Origin of the sequence: Amycolatopsis azurea DSM 43854 (assembly GCF_001995215.1) — a bacterium.
Taxonomy (GTDB): Bacteria; Actinomycetota; Actinomycetes; order Mycobacteriales; family Pseudonocardiaceae; genus Amycolatopsis; species Amycolatopsis azurea.
Genome location: NZ_MUXN01000027.1, coordinates 24,331 through 42,058, shown reverse-complemented (window position 1 = coordinate 42,058; position 17,728 = coordinate 24,331). Strand labels below are relative to the sequence as shown.

Sequence of the window (17,728 nt, the reverse complement as noted above, 5' to 3'; positions counted from 1 at the left end):
CATGCGCCCACCTTAAGTGGGCATATGCCCACTCGTCAACGCAAGGGAGCCGTATGCCGACCGGGGTAGCCCTGCGCGCCGTCCGCGCGCAGTTGTTCGACGCCGCCGAACGGGTCTTGCTGCGGGCTGGTCCGAGCGGTCTGACCAGCCGCGCCGTGACCACGGAGGCGGACTGCGCGAAAGGCGTGCTGCACAGGCATTTCGACGATTTCGACGGGTTCCTCGCCGAGTTCGTGCTGGACCGGATCGAGAAGCTGGAGGGGACAGGCCTCCGCGACGCCGTCGGTACCGGGACTGTCGCGGACAATCTCACGTCGGCGCTCACGGCGGTGTTCGAGTCGGTCGCCGTCGCGATCGTCCCGCTCGTGATCTTCCGTGACGAGCTTCGCGCCCGGTTGCGCCGCGAGTGGCCTGCCGGGATACCGGTGCTGACCCAGGCGGCGGAGATGATCGGCGGCTACCTCAAGGCGGAACGCGATCAGGGCAGGATCGCCGAGGACGCCGACGTCGAGACGCTCGCGGCCACGCTCATCGGCGCCACGCATCTGCTGTTCGCCGACCGCACCGCGCCCAAGCCTGAGGCGGCGCAGGTGCGGAAGGTGGTCGAGACGGTGATCGGGACATGAAAAAGGCGGCGAGTCCTCAGTGGACTCGCCGCCTCTCAGTGGTTCAGGACTGCGCGGCGGTGACGGTGTGCCGCAGCAGCAGCGACGTCGTGACCGGGCCGACGCCGCCGGGGACCGGCGTGATCGAGCCCGCGATCTCCTCGACCGCGGCCTGGTCGACGTCGCCGACGAGCCCGCCTTCGGGAGTCGGGTTGGTGCCGACGTCGATCACCACGGCGCCGGGCTTGACGTGGTCCGAGCCGACGAAGTGCGCGCGGCCGACGGCCACGACCAGGACGTCCGCGGTCTTGGTGACCGACGCGAGGTCCTTGGTGCGAGAGTGGCAGACGGTGACCGTCGCGTTCTCGCCGAGCAGCAGCAGCGCGGCGGGCTTGCCGACGACGGTCGAGCGGCCGACGACGGCGACCTGGGCACCGGACAGGGCGACCTGCTCGCGCTTCAGGATCTCCAGCACCGCGGCGGCGGTGGCGGGCGCGTAGGTCGGGAGGCCCGCGGTGAGACGGCCGAGGCTGACCGGGTTGGCGCCGTCGACGTCCTTGCGCGGATCGATGTGCGCGCCGACGTCGTCGAGCGTGACGCCTTCGGGAAGCGGGGTCTGGCAGATGATGCCGTGGACCGACGGGTCCGCCGACAGCTTGTCGAGCTCGCGGGTGACGTCCTCGCCGGTCGGCTTCTCGAGCTGGACCACCCGGCAGTCGACGCCGACCTTCTTCGCGGCGCGCTCGATCGAGCGCACGTACCAGGCGGTGGCGTCGTCGTCGGTCGGCACGAGCACGGCCAGCGTCGGAGCGGTGCCGGATTCACGCAGCTTGGACGCGGTCTCGGTGACCTCGGCGGTGATGGCGGCGGCGATCGCGCGCCCGTCGATCAGTGTCATCGGGCGAGCCTTTCGCGGACCTGGGCGATGAGGGCGTCGGCGCGCCCGGCGGCGGGGAGGTACTCGGCGAGGCGGGCCTCGGTCTCCTTGCGGAGCTGCTCGTCCGCCATCGACGCGAGGTTGACCTCGACGTTGACCACGCCCGATTCGAGCGCCGACTTGGCGGAGGAGGCCGCGACCGCGATGTCGGAGATGACGTTGGTGTTGGCGCCTTCGAGGATCGAGGCGGCGACGTCGACGACCTCGGCGGCGAGGGCGGCCGTGCGCAGCGGGACCTCGGCGGCGCCGACCAGGGCGGCCTGGATCGCGGCCGTGCGGGCCTTCTTCTCCTCGTCGGTGGCCTTCGGGAGCTTGTACGCGGCGACCACGGCGTCGAACGCGGCGGCGTCGTCGGCGGCGAGGCCGAGCGCGCGGCCGCGGAGGTCTTCGGCCTTGCCGAGCGCCTCGGTCATGGTGGCTTCGTGCTCGGCGTACTTCGGCTTGCCGATGGTCAGGTTGCACACCATGGAGACCAGGGCGGCACCGACCGCGGCGTTCATCGCGGCACCCGCGCCACCACCGGGCGTCGAGGCCTTCGAAGCCAGCTCGTCGAGCCACTGACCGACCGGTTGAGCCTCCACGCGTTGTTCCCTTCCCGCTGGTTTTGCCGTCGCGCAGAAGCCTACCCGGGGGTTCCCGGACAGCCCGAAGGCCACCTTCGCGACTATCAACGCCGGTGAAGGTGGCCCCGGGACAGAGGGGTACAGCGGGGTCAGGACCGCTGGTACTCCTCCCAGGTGAGCTTCGGCGAGACGGCGGGGCCGTCGTCGGACCCGCGGCCGGCGAGGCCGTTGTAGCCGAGGTAGTAGTCACCGGCCTGGTGCTGCGCGCCGGACGAGAGGTCCGGATCGGACAGTGCGATGGCGTGGATGTGGTAGGCGAAGCCCTGGGCCGGAGTCCGGACCCAAGCCGCGAAGCCCACCTGACGGAGCTTCTTCGCGACGTCGGTCCGCGTGGCCGAGGACATGCCTTCGACACCGATGTCGAGCGCGCCGCCACCGTCGTGCGTGCCGGCCGAAGCGCCGACGCCGCCGGGGTTGTACGAGCCCTGCGTGATGGTGAGCTGCCTGCCGAGCAGACCCTCCGCCTTCACCAGCATCGCCTTGGTGCGGGTGTTCATCGTCTCGCCGTGGTAGGTCAGACGGCTGCCCGCCGCGACCGTCGCGGTCACGGTGTACCGGCCGTCGCCCAGCTTCTCGAGCGACGTCTTGCCCGGCAGGCCGGAAGCGTCGATCCCGGTGTAGCCCAGTGATTTCTGGTAGCTCGAATACGCGGTGATCGTCGACGTGCCGAAATGTCCGTCGACGTACTGCTGGTCGAGCAGCCCCTTGGCGGCCAGTGCCTGCTCCACGAGCAGCACACTGTCCTTGGCGCCCGGAGTCAAGGCGCTGTCGGCCCGGCGCGGGTCGATCTGCGCGGCCTTGAGCACCGCTTCCATGCTGGCCGCGGGCAACGCGGCCGCGGTCACTTCGGCACTGGCCGGTGCGGCCACGCCGAAGGAGAGCGCGGTCGCTGTCGCGACCACGGCAACCTTGGTCAACAATTCCTGCCTCCTGGACGAACTCAGTGGTGCGGCCAGCATGGGCAGGGCGAATACAAGGGCCATACAAACGAACTTTTCCCGGATCAGTGTTGTCGCCCGGTCGGGTGTCGCTCCGGCGAAACCGGGGGTGACCTGATAAGACTTCCCGTGGACGCCGAAAGGTCGAGATCCCATGGTGCTTCGTACTTCGCCACCCTCACGGGCTCATCTCAGACTGCTCGCGGAAGCCGACGCGGCTCCGCCGGTCCGGCGCCGGGACTTGTACGCCGAGATCGCCGACCGTCGCCTGGCCGCGATCCTCGCCGCCGAGGACGTGGCGGAGGAACACGGGCTGAGCGCGCACGTCCGGACGACCTGTTACGTCCACCGCTGCTGGGTGCATCAGTGCGTCTCGGATCCGATGCACGTCCTGATCGTCACCGGGCACCGGTGGTGCCGCCGCTGTGATCGCACGGTCGACGTCGAGATCGACGAGACGTTCCCGGGATCGGTCGAGCTCTTCTGCGACGGTTGCGGCATCCCGCCGGACACGGTCGCGAACCGTGAGGTGCTCCTGTCCTGCCGGACGAGTCTGAGGGCCATGTTCGGCGGGGAAGCGTCGACGCTGTACGTCGTCCCGGATTGCTGACCGGCACCCGATCGCGCCGTCCGGTGACGCCGGACGGCCGTGTCGTCGTGGGCCGACAGGGGTAGCCAGTGGTTTGGACCATCACTGTTACCGAAGCGTGATCTGGACATAACGCGCGGACCGTTACTTTGTTGTGGCGCGCAACGAATTGCTTCGCCCGTGGATTTCCAACGCCGGAGGTGTCACGACGTGGACCGGATCTTTGTGCAGCCCAAACGGCGGAAAGGGGTCCGTGGCGTACTCGCCCTCGGCCTTTCCGCGCTCCTGATCGCCGCCGGTCTCGGCGGTGCCACCGCCGCGGCCGCGGACTACAGCCAGACCGCCGCGTCCTTGAACGCGAGCCAGGCGCAGTTCTCCTTCACGCCGGCGACGTCGGCGCGGTACGTCGACATCCACTACACCGGCGTCCCGGGGATGGGCCAGCAGAACGTCCGCATGACCGACAGCGGGGGCACCTGGCGGCACACCGTCGGTTCGCTCTCCGCCGGCACGGTGCTCGACTACTGGTTCACCTACGAGAAGAACGGGCCGCAGTACGACACCCCGCACTTCGGCTACACCCACGGCGGCAGCGGCACGACCGTCGCCTCGCCGACCTTCGACCCGCCGGGCGGCAGTTATCCGAGCGCCCGTTCGGTGACGCTGTCGTCCGCGACCGCGGGCGCGACCATCCGGTACACGGTGGACGGTTCCACGCCGACCGCGTCGTCCACTGTGTACACCGGGCCGATCACGGTCTCCGCGTCCTCGACGATTTCCGCGATCGCGCTGAAATCGGGCTCCGCGAACTCCCCGGTGGCCTCGGCGAGCTACACGATCGGATCGACGCAGGCGACCTGCCCGGCCCAGGCCGAGGTCCCGGACTTCGGTCCCAACGTGCGGATCTTCGACCCTGGCATGCCGGCGTCGTCGATCCAGGCCAAGCTCGACGCGGACTTCAACGCGCAGAAGGACACCCTGACCGCGCAGTTCACCGAGCGCCGGTACGCGCACCTGTTCAAGCCCGGTGTGTACAACGGGATCCACGACAACGTCGGCTACTACACCTCTGTCGCGGGCCTCGGGCAGAACCCGGGTGACGTCGTGATCAACGGTGACGTGACCGTCGACGCGTTCAATGAGTCGGACAAGGGCGTGGCGCTGCAGAACTTCTGGCGTTCGACGGAGAACCTGGCCGTCGTGCCGAGCGGTGGCGCGACCCGCTGGGCCGTCGCGCAGGCCGCGCCGTTCCGCCGGATGGACATCCGCGGCGGCCTGGACCTCTTCCCGGCCAGCTACGGCTTCGCCAGCGGCGGGTACACCGCCGACAGCAAGGTCTCGGGCAAGACCGCGTCGATCTCGCAGCAGCAGTGGTACACCCGCGACAGCAACTACGGCAGCTGGGAGGGTGGCGTCTGGAACATGGTGTTCTCCGGGACGAACGGCGCCCCGGCGAACACCTTCCCGAACCCGCCGGAGACGACGCTCGGCACCACGCCGGTGTCCCGCGATGTCCCGTATCTCTACGCGGACGGGTCCGGTAAGTACCGCGTGTTCCTGCCTTCGTCGCGCACCAACGCTTCCGGGCCGAGCTGGGCGAACGGCGGCACCCCTGGCAGTTCGCTGCCGATGAGCCAGTTCTACGTCGTCAAGGCGGGGGACACGGCGTCGTCGATCAACAACGCTCTCTCCCAGGGCTGCAACCTGTTCTTCACCCCTGGCGTCTATCACCTGAACCAGACGCTGAACGTGACCAAGGCCAACACGGTCGTCCTCGGAGTCGGCTACCCGACGCTGGTGCCGGACAACGGTGTGGACGCGATGAAGGTCGCCGACGTGGACGGGGTCCGGCTCAAGGGCCTGCTGTTCGACGCCGGGACGACCAACTCGCAGTCGCTGCTCACCGTCGGCCCGGCCGGCTCGGCCGCGAACCACTCGGCCAACCCGACCACGTTGCAGGACGTGTTCTTCCGGATCGGCGGCCAGATCGCCGGGAAGGCGACGAACAGCCTCATCGTGAACAGCCGCGACACGATCATCGACCACATCTGGGCCTGGCGGGCCGACCACGGCAACGCGGGGACCTACGGCTGGACGGTCAACACCGGCGACACCGGTGTGGTCGTCAACGGCGACAACGTGCTGGCGACCGGCCTCTTCGTCGAGCACTACCAGAAGTACCAGGTGATCTGGAACGGTCAGAACGGCAAGACGATCTTCTTCCAGAACGAGATCCCCTACGACGTCCCGGACCAGGCGGGCTGGAAGAGTCCCAACGGCCTCAACGGGTACGCCGCCTACAAGGTGGGGGACAACGTGAACACGCACGAGGCGTGGGGCCTGGGCAGCTACTGCTTCTTCAACGACAACCCGGCGGTGAACCTCTATCACGCGTTCGAGGTGCCGAACCGCTCCGGTGTCCGGTTCCACAACCTGGTCACGGTCTCGCTGAACTACAAGGGGACCATCACTCACGTGATCAACGACGCGGGGGCGGTGACGCCGCCGGACACGCGGCCGAGCAACCTGGTGAGCTACCCGTAGCGGCGGGGGGCTGAAGGGGACTTTCCCCGCATCTGACGCAGTGAAGGGCGCTTTCCCCGCACACCATGCGGGGAAAGCGCCCTTCAGCCACTTGTGTATAACGACCTATACCGCGCGGCGTCGGGCGGCTCCGGTTTCGCGAGGTTAGGCTCGGTTCCATGCCCAGCAACGATGTGGCCGCCGTCGTCGGTGACCTGCGCGAACTCTTCCGTTCCGGCGTCACGAAACCGGTGGCCTGGCGAAGGGCGCAGCTCACGGGTTTGCGCGCGCTCCTGACCGAGAAGCAGGACGTCTTCCTCGATGCGCTTTATGCCGACCTGCGCAAGAACGCCGTCGAGGCCAAACGCGCGGAGATCATGCTCGTGCGCAACGAGATCGATCACACGCTGGAGAACCTCGACTCCTGGCTGTCCCCGGAGCCGGCCGACCTCCCGCGCGCCGTGCGGCCGGGAGACGGTCGTGTCGTGCGCGAGCCGCTCGGCGTCGCGTTGATCATCGGGCCGTGGAACTACCCGCTCCAGCTGGTGCTCGCGCCGCTGGTCGGTGCGCTGGCGGCGGGGAACTGCGCGGTCGTGAAGCCGAGCGAGCTGTCCCCGAGCACCTCGGCCGCGATCGCCGAACACCTGCCGAACTACGTCGAAGGCGTTCGCGTCGTCGAGGGGGCGGTCCCGGAGACGACGGCGTTGCTGGAGCAGAAGTTCGACACGATCTTCTACACCGGGAACGGGACCGTCGGCCGGATCGTCATGACCGCGGCGGCGAAACACCTCACGCCGGTCACACTCGAACTGGGCGGGAAGAGCCCGGCGATCGTCGAGCCCGGAGCGGATCTCGCCGTGACCGCGCAGCGGCTCGCCTACGGCAAGTTCGCCAACGCGGGCCAGACCTGCGTCGCGCCCGACTACGTCCTCGCCATCGGCGACACCGGCACGAAGCTGGCGCAGCACCTTGCCGAGACCGTCCAGTCGATGTTCGGCGAGGACCCGGCCACCAGCGACCACTACGGCCGGATCATCTCGACCCGGCACCACGACCGGCTCGCCGCGTTGCTGGACAACGGAACCGCGGTCGTCGGCGGCCAGGCCGACCGTGACGAGAAGTACATCGCGCCCACCGTGCTCACCGGCGTCTCCCCGGACGCCCCGGTGATGAAGGACGAGATCTTCGGCCCGATCCTGCCGATCATCGAGGTCCCCGACCTCGACGCGGCGCTCGCGTTCGTCAACGAACGTGACAAGCCGTTGGCGTTGTACGCCTTCACCGAGTCGGACGAGACGAAGCGCCGGATCGAGACGGAGACGTCGTCCGGCGGGCTGGTGTTCGGGGCGGCGATCATCCACCTCGCGGTGCCCGACCTGCCGTTCGGCGGCGTGGGGGAGAGCGGCATGGGCCGCTATCACGGCCGCTATTCGATCGACAACTTCAGCCACGTGAGGGCGGTGCTGGACAAGCCCCTCGGGTAGCGCTCCGGTGCAGGTGGTCGGCACCGGCGATTCGGGTTACTGGGAGGCAGGGCCAATATGGCGTGATCGAGTCTCCCGTTGAGCAGGCCTTCTCCGTTGGCTTCGGAGCGTGGCTTCGAGGCGCAGCCTGAACTGGATTGCGGGAGCCGATCGCGACCTCGGCTGTCCATAAAGGACTTTTCTTCCCGCCGGAGCACCCGTTTTGGGAACTTTGCGTAGCTTTGCGCGGGGGTCGTGAGTGATAAAGAGCGTTCTATTGAGCAGAAAGGTAAAGGTGTCCTGTCAGGTGCCAAGTCCGTGAAGGCCTCCTTGAAGGACCCTGGGTCCTTCAAGGAGGCCTTCACGGACCGGTGTTCGTCAGCGATCAGACCGGTGAAGGGGACTTTCCTCTCATCGCACGAGCGGAGAGTCCCTGTCATCCGCGTCATCCGTCCTAGTGAGCGGCGGAGTCCCCGAAGCGTTGTGAAAGCCACTTCCGCAACCTTCAACGTTGCGGAAGTGGCTTTCACAACACTCGAGGTCGGCGTTCGGGCGAGCGAATGAACCCGCCACATTTGCTCTTCTCCTCAATAACCCTCTTTATCACTCACGGCCCCACGTGAAAACGTTCATGCCGACACTAATCGGACACTCGATCGTCACTAAATGTCCTATGTGGATACTCGGGGCGCAGTCGGCCTCACTGTTCAGTCCAGAACCATGCCTTCATGTACTGGGCAAGGCGTGAAGGTCGAGTTTCCTCGGCTGAGCCGAGGGAAGGGGGCCTTCACGCGCAGCCGCTGCGACTACTGGTGCGCGTGAGACGAACGTGGCGATCGCCTGATTCCGGATCCGGGACCAACGGCAGCCGGAATCCACTAGGTGCCTAAGCCACTTACGACCCGCGAGAGCCACGCGGTGCAGGAGGAGGCGGGACCGGCTTCGCCAGCACGATGTCCGCCAGCCGGATCGTCGCCAGGCCGCGTTTGGTCTCCACCGTGCATTCCGCCTCGTCACGGGAGCGCAGGTAGCCGAGCGCGTCGGTGAACCCGCCTTCGATCCGGTACCGCACGACGACCCTCGTGCCGATCGGGACGTCCGGAAGGGTCACCGGTTCAGGTGCGTGGTGAGTTCGTCGTCGCTCGGTTCGACCAGGTGGGTGCCGTCCGGCCAGACGATGGTCGGGATCCGCCGCGCACCGTTCTGCAACGCGCGCACGATCTCTTCGGCGCCGGTGTCCACTTCGACGTCGACGTAGGCGTACTCGACACCCTTCGCGTCCAGCAAGGCACGGCTGCGTTTGACGTCGGGGCACCAGCCGGCGCCGTACACGGTGAGGTCGCTCATGGATCACAGCATGCCAGGTCGCGGTCCGGCGGCGTGTTCGGCGAGGGCCGAACGGTCGGCGAGCCCGGTCTTGGCGAGCAGGCTCGCGACGTGCTTTTCGACCGTCCTGGGGGAGATGTGCAGCCGGGCGCCGATGTCCTTGTTGCCCATCCGCTCGGCGAGCAGCACCAGCACCTCGTACTCGCGCACGGTGACACCGGCCGCGCGCAGGTCGCCGGGGACCCGGTCGACACCCGCGCGACGCTGGCGGACGGGTGCGCCGAGCTTCCGGAGCAGGCTCCGGCAGGCGCCCGCGACCGCCTGGATGTCCCTGCCGTGGAAGTACTCCTCGGCCTCCTTGAGCCAGCCCGCCGGATCGCCCCAGCCGTCGGCGGCCGCCGGTTCGGCGATCAGCCGGAGCCCGAGGTGCCGGGCCAGGGGATAGGGCGACGACGTCTCCAGCGCGGCGGCCACCGCCCGCCCGGCTTCCGCCGTGTCGCCTCGCCTGCCGTGCTCGACGGCGTGCGCGAACTCGACGAACTGCCGGTTCCAGCGCATCCCGCTCACCGCGGACCCGTCCTCCGGGCAGTCGGCACCGCCGAGCGTGTCGAGGAGCGTCCTGAGCCCGTGCTGGCCGGCGAGGTGGAACCGGCTCGGCCGCCGGTCCTCCAGTTCGATGACCTGGTCGAGTTCGCGGCGCGCCCGGTCGAGGTCCTCCTCCAGCAGGGAACAGAAGACCCGCGCGAGCCCGATGCTCAGCACCATCTCCTGGGCGTTCTCGCCGCCGCTCTCCCGGAAGTCCTCGAGCGCCCGTTCCATCGCGGGCCGGTCCGCCCGGTGCCCGGCCGACATCGCCCTGGTCATATGCGCGTATTGCAGCAACGCGGTCAGCCGGAGCCTGCCGAGCACGGCGAGGTTCTCTTCCAGCAGCAGGTGCGCGGTCCCGAACTCGCAGCGCAGGATCGCGTGCATGGTGCGCACGGAATCGACCGCGCAGTGCAGCGTGATCGACCCGGTCCGCTGGGCGTCGGCGCGGGCGAGCAGCAGGGTCTGTTCGTCGCCGTTCATCAGCACGCGATGCCCGCCGAGCCGCACCAGCGCCTGGGTGCGGAGATGATGCAGGTGGTTGTCCTCCGCGGTCCTCCGCGCGAGTTGCATGTAGCGCTCGGACTCGGTGAGGTCCCGCGACAGCGCGAGCATGCCGAGCACCTGGAGCGCCTGGCAGACGACGAACGGCTGCTCGGTCTCCTCGGCCACTCTCCATGCCTGACGCGCGAGACGCTCCGCCGTGCCGGTCCGGCCCGGGACGTCGAGCCAGAGATTCGCTTCGACGGCGTCGAGCGCGGCCTGCTGGGCGGGCGAGATCGCCGAGCCGAGGGGAGCGCGGGCGCGTTCGATCTGGCCGAGGCACTCGTCGTGCCGTCCGGCGATGTAGGCCGCCCAGGCCAGCTGGGTGTGGAGTTTGGCGGCCCGTTCGAGTGTCCCGATCTCGCCGAAGCCGTCCGAAAGCTCGACGGCCCGGTCGAACTGACCGGTCTGCCCGAGTGCGTAGAGCAGGGTCTCCAGCACCTCGGCCCGATCACCCGCGTCGGCACCGGCGAGGAGGTCGACGGCCTTGGTGAGCATCGTGACCGCGGAGTCGGCGGCTCCGGCGTCGAGAGCGCGTCGACCGGTCTCGGCGAACATGTGCCCCGCCGCCTGCTCGTCCAGCGCGGTCAGGCGGAGGGACGCTACGAGCGCGCACAGATCACCCGGCAGTCCCGGGTACAGCTTCTCGACGGCGTCGGCGGCTTGACGGGCGAGTTCCGCCTTCCGTGCCGGTGACTGCCGGGTCAGCAACGCTTCCGCGGTCAGCGGATGCCGGAAGGCGTACCAGCCGGGCGTCGTCTCGTCGGTGGTCACCAGGTTCGCCGAGACCGCCGCGCTGAGGTGGTTGTGCAGGGTCCGGTCGTTCGTCCCGGTGACCGTCTGCACCACCGACAGCGGGAAGCGCCGCCCGATGATCGCGGCGACCGAGAGCAGTTCGCCCGCCTGCTCGCCGAGTTGCTCCATCCGGACGCCGATGCTGGTGACCAGCGCGGCGGGCACGCGGGCGCGGAGTTCGCCGATGACGCGCCAACCGTCGCGACCCTCGACCAGCAGACCGTCGTTCACCATGCCGTGGAGCAGCTCCTCGACGATGAACGGCAGGCCGGCGCTGTTGCGCCACAACAGCTCCGCCGCGGGAGCGGGCAGGGACTCCGGCTCGCTCTCCAGGCAGGCCGCGGCGAGGGCGCGGGTGTCCGCGAGGCCGAGCCGGTCGAGTTCGAGGACCGCGCAGCTCATCCGCTGGGCACCGGAGGTCGCCAGGCGGAGGGCGTCGGAGGGCTCGTTGCGGAGCGTGCCGACGAACAGGGTCTGCGCCGCGGCCAGGTTGTCGACCAGGTATTCGAGGATGAACAGCGTCTCGGCGTCGGCGTCCTGGAGGTCGTCGAGCACCAGGAGCGCGCCGCGGTCGCGGCTGGTAACCGACAGCAACCGGAACACCGCTTCGGCGAGCACCATCAGGGAGCCGGATTCCCGGGGCCGGTCGCCTTGGCTCCAGTCGGGGATGAGCTGGGCGAGCACGGGGACGAACGGGTCGAGTTCGGCCACCTGGGGCGGGCCGCCGCCGCGGAAGTGCGACAACAGTGCCTGGGTCAGCGGCCGGAACGGGACGAGCGGGCCGATCGAACTCGCCCGGCCCTGAAGGACCGGGACGTCCGCGGCGACCGCCCTCGCCGCGGCTTCGACGGCGAGCCGGGACTTGCCGACGCCGCCTTCGCCCACGAGAAAGATCGCGCCGCCGCGACCTGCGATGGCGCGATCGAGAGCTCCGGAGAGCTCGGCCAGTTCGGCGTCACGGCCGATCATCCGCGACGAACGGATTCCCACCGCCGTGACTATAGCGAGCGGAATCCCGGGTCACGGGCAAAAGTCGATCACGAAGGCGGGCGGCGCGAGCCCGCCTCCGTGATCGTGTCTCAGATCCAGCCGCCGGTGAACACGCTGACGACGGAGGGCGATCCGGGATCACCGGACAGGGTGGCGAGCGGGTTGGCGCTCAGCCGCGGCTTGCTGCCCGCCAGCGCGTGGTTGCGCGAGCCGACCTCGAGCGCGCGCGGAAGGTTCACGGCGCCGAGGGGGTCTTCGGTGGCGGGCAGATCTCTTTCGTACATTCCGTTCTTCTCCTCATACTCGATTTACCGGCGGGATGACGGTGGCCGCGGGATGCGGCCGGTCGGGGCGGAGCAGGAGCGCGGACGGGACGCGGTCGCCGAACCCCAGCCGCAGCAGGCCGTAGCCGATGCCCGCCAAGCCGCTCAGCAGCCCCGGCGCGGGGATCGCGCCGGGAGTCCCGCAACGCGCACCGCGCTGGTCGATGGCGGCGAGCAGGTGACCGGTCCGGCGGCGCACCGCGGCGGCGGCGCCAGTGTGCCCGTTCTCCGCCAGCACGCACAACACTTCCAGCACTCCGGACTCGCCGTGGCAGAGACTGAGATCCTTCAGGGGTGCCCCGTCGGTCAGCCGTTTGATCGTCCGGTCGAGGTCCCTGGAGTGACCGGGCTCCGGCAGGTGGGCGGCCTGGCCGAGGGCGGCGCCCGAGAGGCCGTCGCACCAGCCGCCGGTGCTTTCCGCCCGATCGTCCGCCTTTCCGGGCGGTTCTTCGCCGGTCCGGCGGTGTGCCCTCAGGACCCAGTCGATCCCGGCGGAACCGCGCGCGAAGCCCGTCCCCTGTGGACGTTCCCGGTCGAGCAGCTGCCCGGTGTAGCGGTCGGCCTTCGTCAGCGCCGCCTCCAGTCCTGTTTGGACGTACACCGAGCGCATCGACGCGACCCCGCCCGCCAGCCCGGTCGTGAACCCGGACGGCGTCCCGGCGGTGGCCTCGGGCATCAGTTCGACGGCCTGTTCGATCAGATCACCGGCGGGAAGACCGACCAGCGTGCTGAGCCGGGCGATCGTGTAGGCGACGCCGCCGAGCCCGAGGAGCCCGCCGCAGCCGGCGGTGGCGGCCAGCTCCGGGTCGGCCCGGAGGGTGGCGAAGAGGCCAGGCAGCGGGCTGATCGCGTACGCGGCGAGGTCGCGATAGCGCGCGATCCCGGTCAGCTCGGCGAGCTGGGCGAGGAACAGCGCGACACCGCAGTAGCCCTCGCCGAGTCCCGCGCCCATCGGCAGCACGGTCCAGTAGCGGTCGTCGACGAGCTCGATCCCGAGCCAGTTGGAGCGGTGCTCGTCGGAGAACGCGTTGGCCACTATGTGATCGGCGATCCCGCACGCGGTCACCAGCAGCCGTTCCGCGTCGGGCGCCTGGTTCGGCACCGCGGTCTCCGCGGTCTCGCCGCCGCCGTGATGCCCGGCGGTCGCCGTGCTGATGGCGAGGGTGGCCGAGATCAGCCATTCCTGATCGCGCTGGTCGAGCGGATCCATGTCCGCGACCTTCGCCAGCACGGTGTCCAGTGACGGCCGGTCGACGACGCCCTCGACGCTGTCGCCACGGGAGTCCAGCAGCGACATCGAGCCGGGGTTCGAGGTGAACATCGGCACGTCGCCCGCCCACAGGTCGGCCCGTTCGTGCGGCACCAGGCGCAGCAGCTTGTCCTCACCCGCCGAGTCCTCTTCGAGCAGGTCGAACGCGTGGTCGCGGTCGGCGGCATCGCGCAGGAGGTCGGGATGGGTGGTCTCGTCCAGCAGGCGGAAGTAGAAGTTCGTCGGCCGGATGAGCACCCGGATGGGGTCGTCGGCGCAGCGCCGGAGCTGTTCGGTGAGTTCGTCCCGCGCGCTGGAGATCGCGTCGTAGCCGTGCCGGAATCCGGCGAGCAACGCCGCGCTGTGCTCGGCGGGCGAGACGTCGCGGCCGTCGAGGCGGGGGAGGTTGTTCCCGCCCGCGAGCTCCCCGGGCACCCGGACCAGCCGCATCCGGTCGGTGCCGGGATCGGCCCAGTCGACCCGGTCGGTGGGCAGTTTGCCGCCGCGCCCGGCGAGCCCGGAGATGTCGACGGCGCCGTGCTCGCCCGCGAAGAGCTGGGGGAGCAGCAGGGTGCGCTGGACCGACCGCGCGAGCATCGCCGCCGCGGGGTCGCCTTCCGGCGGATCGGGCGGCGAGGGCTGGAACAGCGTCTCGATGTCGATCAGCACCGGCTGGTCCCCGCAGGCGATGACGTTCTCGTAGTGGACGTCGGTGGCGTCGAGCGCGTGCAGGAGCGCCAGGAGGATGCCCTGGCGGCGGTAGAAACGGTCGACGTCGGCGATGTCGGCGCACGGCCGGTGCTCGACGAACCGGAGCCAGCCGTACCCGTCGCGGAGCAGTGCGTCGGCGGTCCGCAGTTCGAGGCCGGGCAGCCGTTTGTTCAGCAGGTCGACGACGTCGGTGAACCGTTCGTGCAGGATCAGCGGACGGGGTTTGTAGATCACCTTGGCGCCGCTGGAGAAGCGGAGAAGCTTGACCGACCGCCCTCGCGCGTGCGAGTCGCCGATCCCGCCGGCGACCTCGACGAGCGTGCCGAGTTCGCCGTCCACGACCGAACAGGGCAGCGCGGCGGCGTCGGCGGAGAAGCGGGTCAGCGCTTCGGCGTGGGCTTCGGCGGCGTGGATGCAGGCCTGCGCGAGGAGCCGGGCCAGAACCGGGTACTCGCCGCACAGCCGCGCGAGTCCGTCCGGGGTGGATTGCCTGCGCACGAAGTCCGAGAAGCGTTCCTCGGGCGTCTCGCCCTGAAGGGTCCCGGCCTTGCGGGCGCGGTGGAGTTCGAGGACCAGCGTGCGGACCGAGAGCTTGAGCAGATGCTGGTCGAGTTGGGCGGCGAAACCGCGGCGGAGTGCTTCGACGTCCGCGCCGGCGAGGTCTTCGGGCACCGCGTCACGGACGGCGGCTTCGACGAACGACCTGAAGACCCCGGCGAACTCGACACGCCAGTCACCGACTGGGGGGCGCTTCGGCAGAAGCGTGGTGACAGCGTGTTCGGCGAAGTCCGCCCATGCGGGCTTGTCCGCCTTCCGTTCGCGCGGGGTCTGGCCGTGCACCCACCACGTCAGCGGCAGGGACGTCGCCGATGTCTGGGGCGTCACACCACCCATGGTTTCAGCTCGGTGGGACACGCACATGGGGGCGATACCCCCACATTCAGCGCACGCACGAAGATGCCCGGAGAGTGACGACCGGGACCGGCCGTCACCGGAATATGGGGTCCCGGCACCCATGCGCGGGGACCGGTCCCGGGGCGACCATGGTCGGGTGGCGTGGCGGACGCAGGGGGAGCGCCGCGTCACGGGGCGCGGGCCGGTTTTCTGGGGGTCCGGCCCGCGCCGCCTGAAGCGCGGGGTCCGCGACGTGCGCGGGACCGGTCACCGGATGGCCACCGGCCGGCCGTCCGCGTTCCCGGAGGCGGGCCAGAGCACCGCGAGCCGCTGGCCATCGCCGTTGTCGGACACGCCCACGATGTCGCCGCGGGTGTTGATGCCGTTGGCCTTGGTCCAGTGTCCTCCGGGCAGTGCGGGCAGTACGGTCATGGTGCCGTCCGGTGTCCAGCGCAGTGCCAGCCAGGGGACTCCGGTGACACCGGGGTCGCACCAGCCCGACACGACCCCGGTGCCGCTGATCCCGGTGGCCGAGCCGTAGCCGGCCCCCGCGGGAAGGGGCAAGGTGGTGATCCGGCCGTCGGGGCTCCACCGGACGGGGTGAGATCCGGACTGGCCGACGACCTCGTCACGATCGTTGAGAGCGACGGCCTGGGTGTGCGTCTCGCCCGGCAGGCCCGTCAGCTCGCTCACCTTCCCTTCCTGGTCCCAGCGGATCGCATGCCTGCCGAGGTCACCGGAACTTCCGACGATCACACCGCGGTCGTCGATCGCCGCCGCGATGCCACCGGTGTCGCCGGGCGGGAGAGGCAGGAGGCTCGGCGTCCCGTCCGGGGCCCATCGTGTCGGTCGTGGGCTGCCGCGATCGGGACCCGCGCTGCCGACGATCGTCCCGCTGTCGTTGATCCCGGAGGTGAGTGAGCGGTACGCGTGGTTTTCCGGCATCTTGAGCGTCGTGACGGTGCCGTCCCGCTCCCAGCGGATCGCGCGGTCCCGGTTCTTCGATCTCTTGCTGGTTCCCACGATGACGCCGTGAGCGTTGATGTCGGTGGCCGTCAGACGGTCGACGTTCGGGGAGAGGTCGGTGAGGACGCCGGCGCGTGTCCAGGTGACGGGGTGCAACGAGCCTCTCGACTCGAAGGATTCGCCGATGCTCTGTCCGCGCGCGTTGATCGCGAACGCCTCGGCGTATCCGTACTTAGGGAACGATCTACCCAGATCGGTGACCCTGTCCGGCGCCGTCCACCGCACGGCGTGCCGTCCGCGCGCCGAGGCCGGTTCGGAGTCGCCTGCCACCACGCCGTGGGAGTTGATCGCCGTACCCTGGCTCCGGCCGTGTCCCGGCAGCGTGCCGAGGTCGCTGATCGCGCCTTGGGCGTTCCACACCACCGCTGAGTGACGGCCGCCAAGGCTGCCGGAGAAGCCGGTGATGACAGCGGAGTCGTTGATCGCCATGGCACCGCCCTGCGGATCCTCGGAGAGGGATGGCAGGAGAGTGACCGTGCCGTCCGGTTCCCAGCGCACGGGACGTACACCGGAACTACCCACGACGATTCCGGCGTTGTTGATGCCTTTGGCCGTGCTGTTGATTTCGCCGGGAAGCGGGGACAGCGGGACGACCGTGCCGTCGAGGTTCCAGCGCACGGCGTGAAGGCCGGAGTAACCGACGATCACGCCCGCGTCGTTGATCGCCGTGGCCGTCGACCAGGAATCGCCAGGTGCCAGGGGAAGCAAGGTCATGACGCCGTTCGCGTCCCACCGCGCCGCGCGGTTGGTGGCCGCGCCGGTCGAGACGGTGCCTGCCACGACACCGCTGTCGTTGATGGCAGTGGCTTCTGAAGTCCCTTGGCGATCGGGTGTGCTCAGCTCGGCGAACGAACCATCCGGATGCCACAACACGGGTCGCTTGGTTTTGTGTTCGTCGTAGGCCGAGCCGGCGATGAACCCCTTGGAGTTGATCGCCCGTGCGTCGCCGGGGATGTACCCGGCCGGCACCGCGAGCCGGGCCGCCGTGCCGTCGGAGTTCCAGCGCACAGGGATCGAGTATCGGACCGCGGTGCTGTAGGCACCGATCATGGCACCGGCGTCGTTGATCCCGGTGACGTGGCTGTCGCTGTCGACGGGGAACGTGGCGAGAGCGACGATCGGTGTCGACGCTCCCACCGCCTCTTGCGCGCCGCCCGCGACCATGGCGCCACCGAGCAGAAGAACTGAGAAAAACTTGCACAGCAAGAACTTTCTCCGCACCACGTGAACCCCTCCCGATTCGTCCGAGTGCGCCGCTCCCGGGATTATGACGAAAGCCTCGCAGCGGTGGGAACCGCTGATCGGACGCGGGCGCGCTCGTCCGCCGCACCGAACTCTTGTGTCCATAATGGACGGTCTAAGGCGGGCCGCGGCAAACGGAACGGCAGGCGGGTTCCCGCTGCGGATATCGGGGTGACGGGCGCTCTCGGGCTGGCTAGTATCGGCGGTGATCATGGAGTGGATCAGCGGCAGATCGCCCGGCTTCGGTCCGGGAGGGCGCGGGTTCGAGTCCCGCCTCCATGTTCATCCTGGAGTGGTTCAGCGGTAGAACACCCGGCTCGTAACCGGGAGGGCGCGAGTTCGAATCTCGCCTCCAGGTCTCGATGG

The 17,728-nt window shown here is 69.5% G+C and carries 13 protein-coding genes and 2 tRNA genes; 6 read left to right on the top strand and 9 right to left on the bottom strand.

The annotated features are described in order from the left end of the window. Positions 1-53: 53 nt before the first annotated feature. A complete protein-coding gene (locus B0293_RS35090; RefSeq protein WP_005161521.1) occupies positions 54-626 on the top strand; it encodes a TetR/AcrR family transcriptional regulator in 573 nt (190 codons plus the stop codon). Positions 627-669: 43 nt separating this feature from the next. Here B0293_RS35090 and B0293_RS35085 read toward each other — a convergent pair whose 3' ends face one another. The 3 genes from B0293_RS35085 to B0293_RS35075 all read right to left on the bottom strand — a co-directional run bounded on the left by B0293_RS35085 (position 670) and on the right by B0293_RS35075 (position 3,085). Then, on the bottom strand, positions 670-1,503 hold the full coding sequence (locus tag B0293_RS35085) for a bifunctional 5,10-methylenetetrahydrofolate dehydrogenase/5,10-methenyltetrahydrofolate cyclohydrolase (RefSeq protein ID WP_005161524.1): 834 nt from the start codon (positions 1,501-1,503) through the stop codon (positions 670-672). Further along, on the bottom strand, positions 1,500-2,123 hold the full coding sequence (locus B0293_RS35080) for a cyclodeaminase/cyclohydrolase family protein (RefSeq protein ID WP_005161527.1): 624 nt from the start codon (positions 2,121-2,123) through the stop codon (positions 1,500-1,502). The genes B0293_RS35085 and B0293_RS35080 overlap by 4 nt, the downstream gene beginning before the upstream one ends. Before the next feature lie 131 nt (positions 2,124-2,254). Continuing rightward, complete coding sequence (locus tag B0293_RS35075; protein WP_039918969.1) at positions 2,255-3,085, bottom strand: hypothetical protein; 831 nt, start codon at positions 3,083-3,085, stop codon at positions 2,255-2,257. A gap of 172 nt (positions 3,086-3,257) precedes the next feature. Between B0293_RS35075 and B0293_RS35070 the strand changes: the two genes are divergently transcribed. The 3 genes from B0293_RS35070 (at position 3,258) to B0293_RS35060 (ending at position 7,699) form a co-directional block, all read left to right on the top strand. Continuing rightward, positions 3,258-3,713, top strand: a complete 456-nt coding sequence (locus B0293_RS35070) for a hypothetical protein (RefSeq protein WP_039918970.1) — start codon at positions 3,258-3,260, stop codon at positions 3,711-3,713. A 189-nt stretch (positions 3,714-3,902) separates the two neighbouring features. Continuing rightward, entirely contained in the window at positions 3,903-6,236 is a 2,334-nt protein-coding gene (locus B0293_RS35065) for a chitobiase/beta-hexosaminidase C-terminal domain-containing protein (protein ID WP_005161535.1), read from the top strand. A 158-nt stretch (positions 6,237-6,394) separates the two neighbouring features. Continuing rightward, positions 6,395-7,699: an aldehyde dehydrogenase family protein gene (locus B0293_RS35060; protein WP_005161537.1), complete on the top strand. Its 1,305-nt coding sequence runs from the start codon at positions 6,395-6,397 to the stop codon at positions 7,697-7,699. Between the two features lie 874 nt (positions 7,700-8,573). Here the strand turns inward: B0293_RS35060 and B0293_RS35055 are convergent. The 6 genes from B0293_RS35055 to B0293_RS35030 form a co-directional block, all read right to left on the bottom strand. Next, a complete protein-coding gene (locus tag B0293_RS35055; protein ID WP_005168317.1) occupies positions 8,574-8,789 on the bottom strand; it encodes a putative acetyltransferase in 216 nt (71 codons plus the stop codon). Further along, on the bottom strand, positions 8,786-9,025 hold the full coding sequence (locus B0293_RS35050; RefSeq protein WP_005168313.1) for a glutaredoxin family protein: 240 nt from the start codon (positions 9,023-9,025) through the stop codon (positions 8,786-8,788). The genes B0293_RS35055 and B0293_RS35050 overlap by 4 nt, the downstream gene beginning before the upstream one ends. 3 nt (positions 9,026-9,028) lie before the next feature. After that, positions 9,029-11,917, bottom strand: coding sequence for an ATP-binding protein (locus B0293_RS35045; RefSeq protein ID WP_005168312.1), 2,889 nt, complete (start codon positions 11,915-11,917; stop codon positions 9,029-9,031). Positions 11,918-12,006: 89 nt separating this feature from the next. Then, positions 12,007-12,201 (bottom strand): hypothetical protein, encoded by a 195-nt coding sequence (locus B0293_RS35040; RefSeq protein ID WP_005168311.1) that lies wholly within the window; start codon positions 12,199-12,201, stop codon positions 12,007-12,009. Positions 12,202-12,214: 13 nt separating this feature from the next. Continuing rightward, the gene (locus B0293_RS35035; protein WP_245192199.1) at positions 12,215-15,094 is read right to left on the bottom strand and encodes a type 2 lanthipeptide synthetase LanM family protein; all 2,880 of its coding nucleotides are present in this window, start codon (positions 15,092-15,094) and stop codon (positions 12,215-12,217) included. Positions 15,095-15,361: 267 nt separating this feature from the next. After that, positions 15,362-17,326, bottom strand: coding sequence for a hypothetical protein (locus B0293_RS35030; protein ID WP_245192198.1), 1,965 nt, complete (start codon positions 17,324-17,326; stop codon positions 15,362-15,364). 246 nt (positions 17,327-17,572) lie between these two features. Between B0293_RS35030 and B0293_RS35025 the strand changes: the two genes are divergently transcribed. Further along, positions 17,573-17,644, top strand: a tRNA-Arg gene (locus tag B0293_RS35025). A gap of 4 nt (positions 17,645-17,648) precedes the next feature. Further along, positions 17,649-17,720 (top strand) — tRNA-Thr (locus tag B0293_RS35020). Positions 17,721-17,728 lie beyond the last annotated feature (8 nt).

Bases quoted from the DNA above. Each gene is read 5' to 3' on its own strand.
- B0293_RS35090 (WP_005161521.1), top strand. From the start codon at position 54: ATGCCGACCGGGGTAGCCCTGCGCGCCGTCCGCGCGCAGTTGTTCGAC.
- B0293_RS35085 (WP_005161524.1), bottom strand. From the start codon at position 1,503: ATGACACTGATCGACGGGCGCGCGATCGCCGCCGCCATCACCGCCGAG.
- B0293_RS35070 (WP_039918970.1), top strand. From the start codon at position 3,258: ATGGTGCTTCGTACTTCGCCACCCTCACGGGCTCATCTCAGACTGCTC.
- B0293_RS35060 (WP_005161537.1), top strand. From the start codon at position 6,395: ATGCCCAGCAACGATGTGGCCGCCGTCGTCGGTGACCTGCGCGAACTC.
- B0293_RS35050 (WP_005168313.1), bottom strand. From the start codon at position 9,025: ATGAGCGACCTCACCGTGTACGGCGCCGGCTGGTGCCCCGACGTCAAA.
- B0293_RS35040 (WP_005168311.1), bottom strand. From the start codon at position 12,201: ATGTACGAAAGAGATCTGCCCGCCACCGAAGACCCCCTCGGCGCCGTG.
- B0293_RS35035 (WP_245192199.1), bottom strand. From the start codon at position 15,094: ATGGGTGGTGTGACGCCCCAGACATCGGCGACGTCCCTGCCGCTGACG.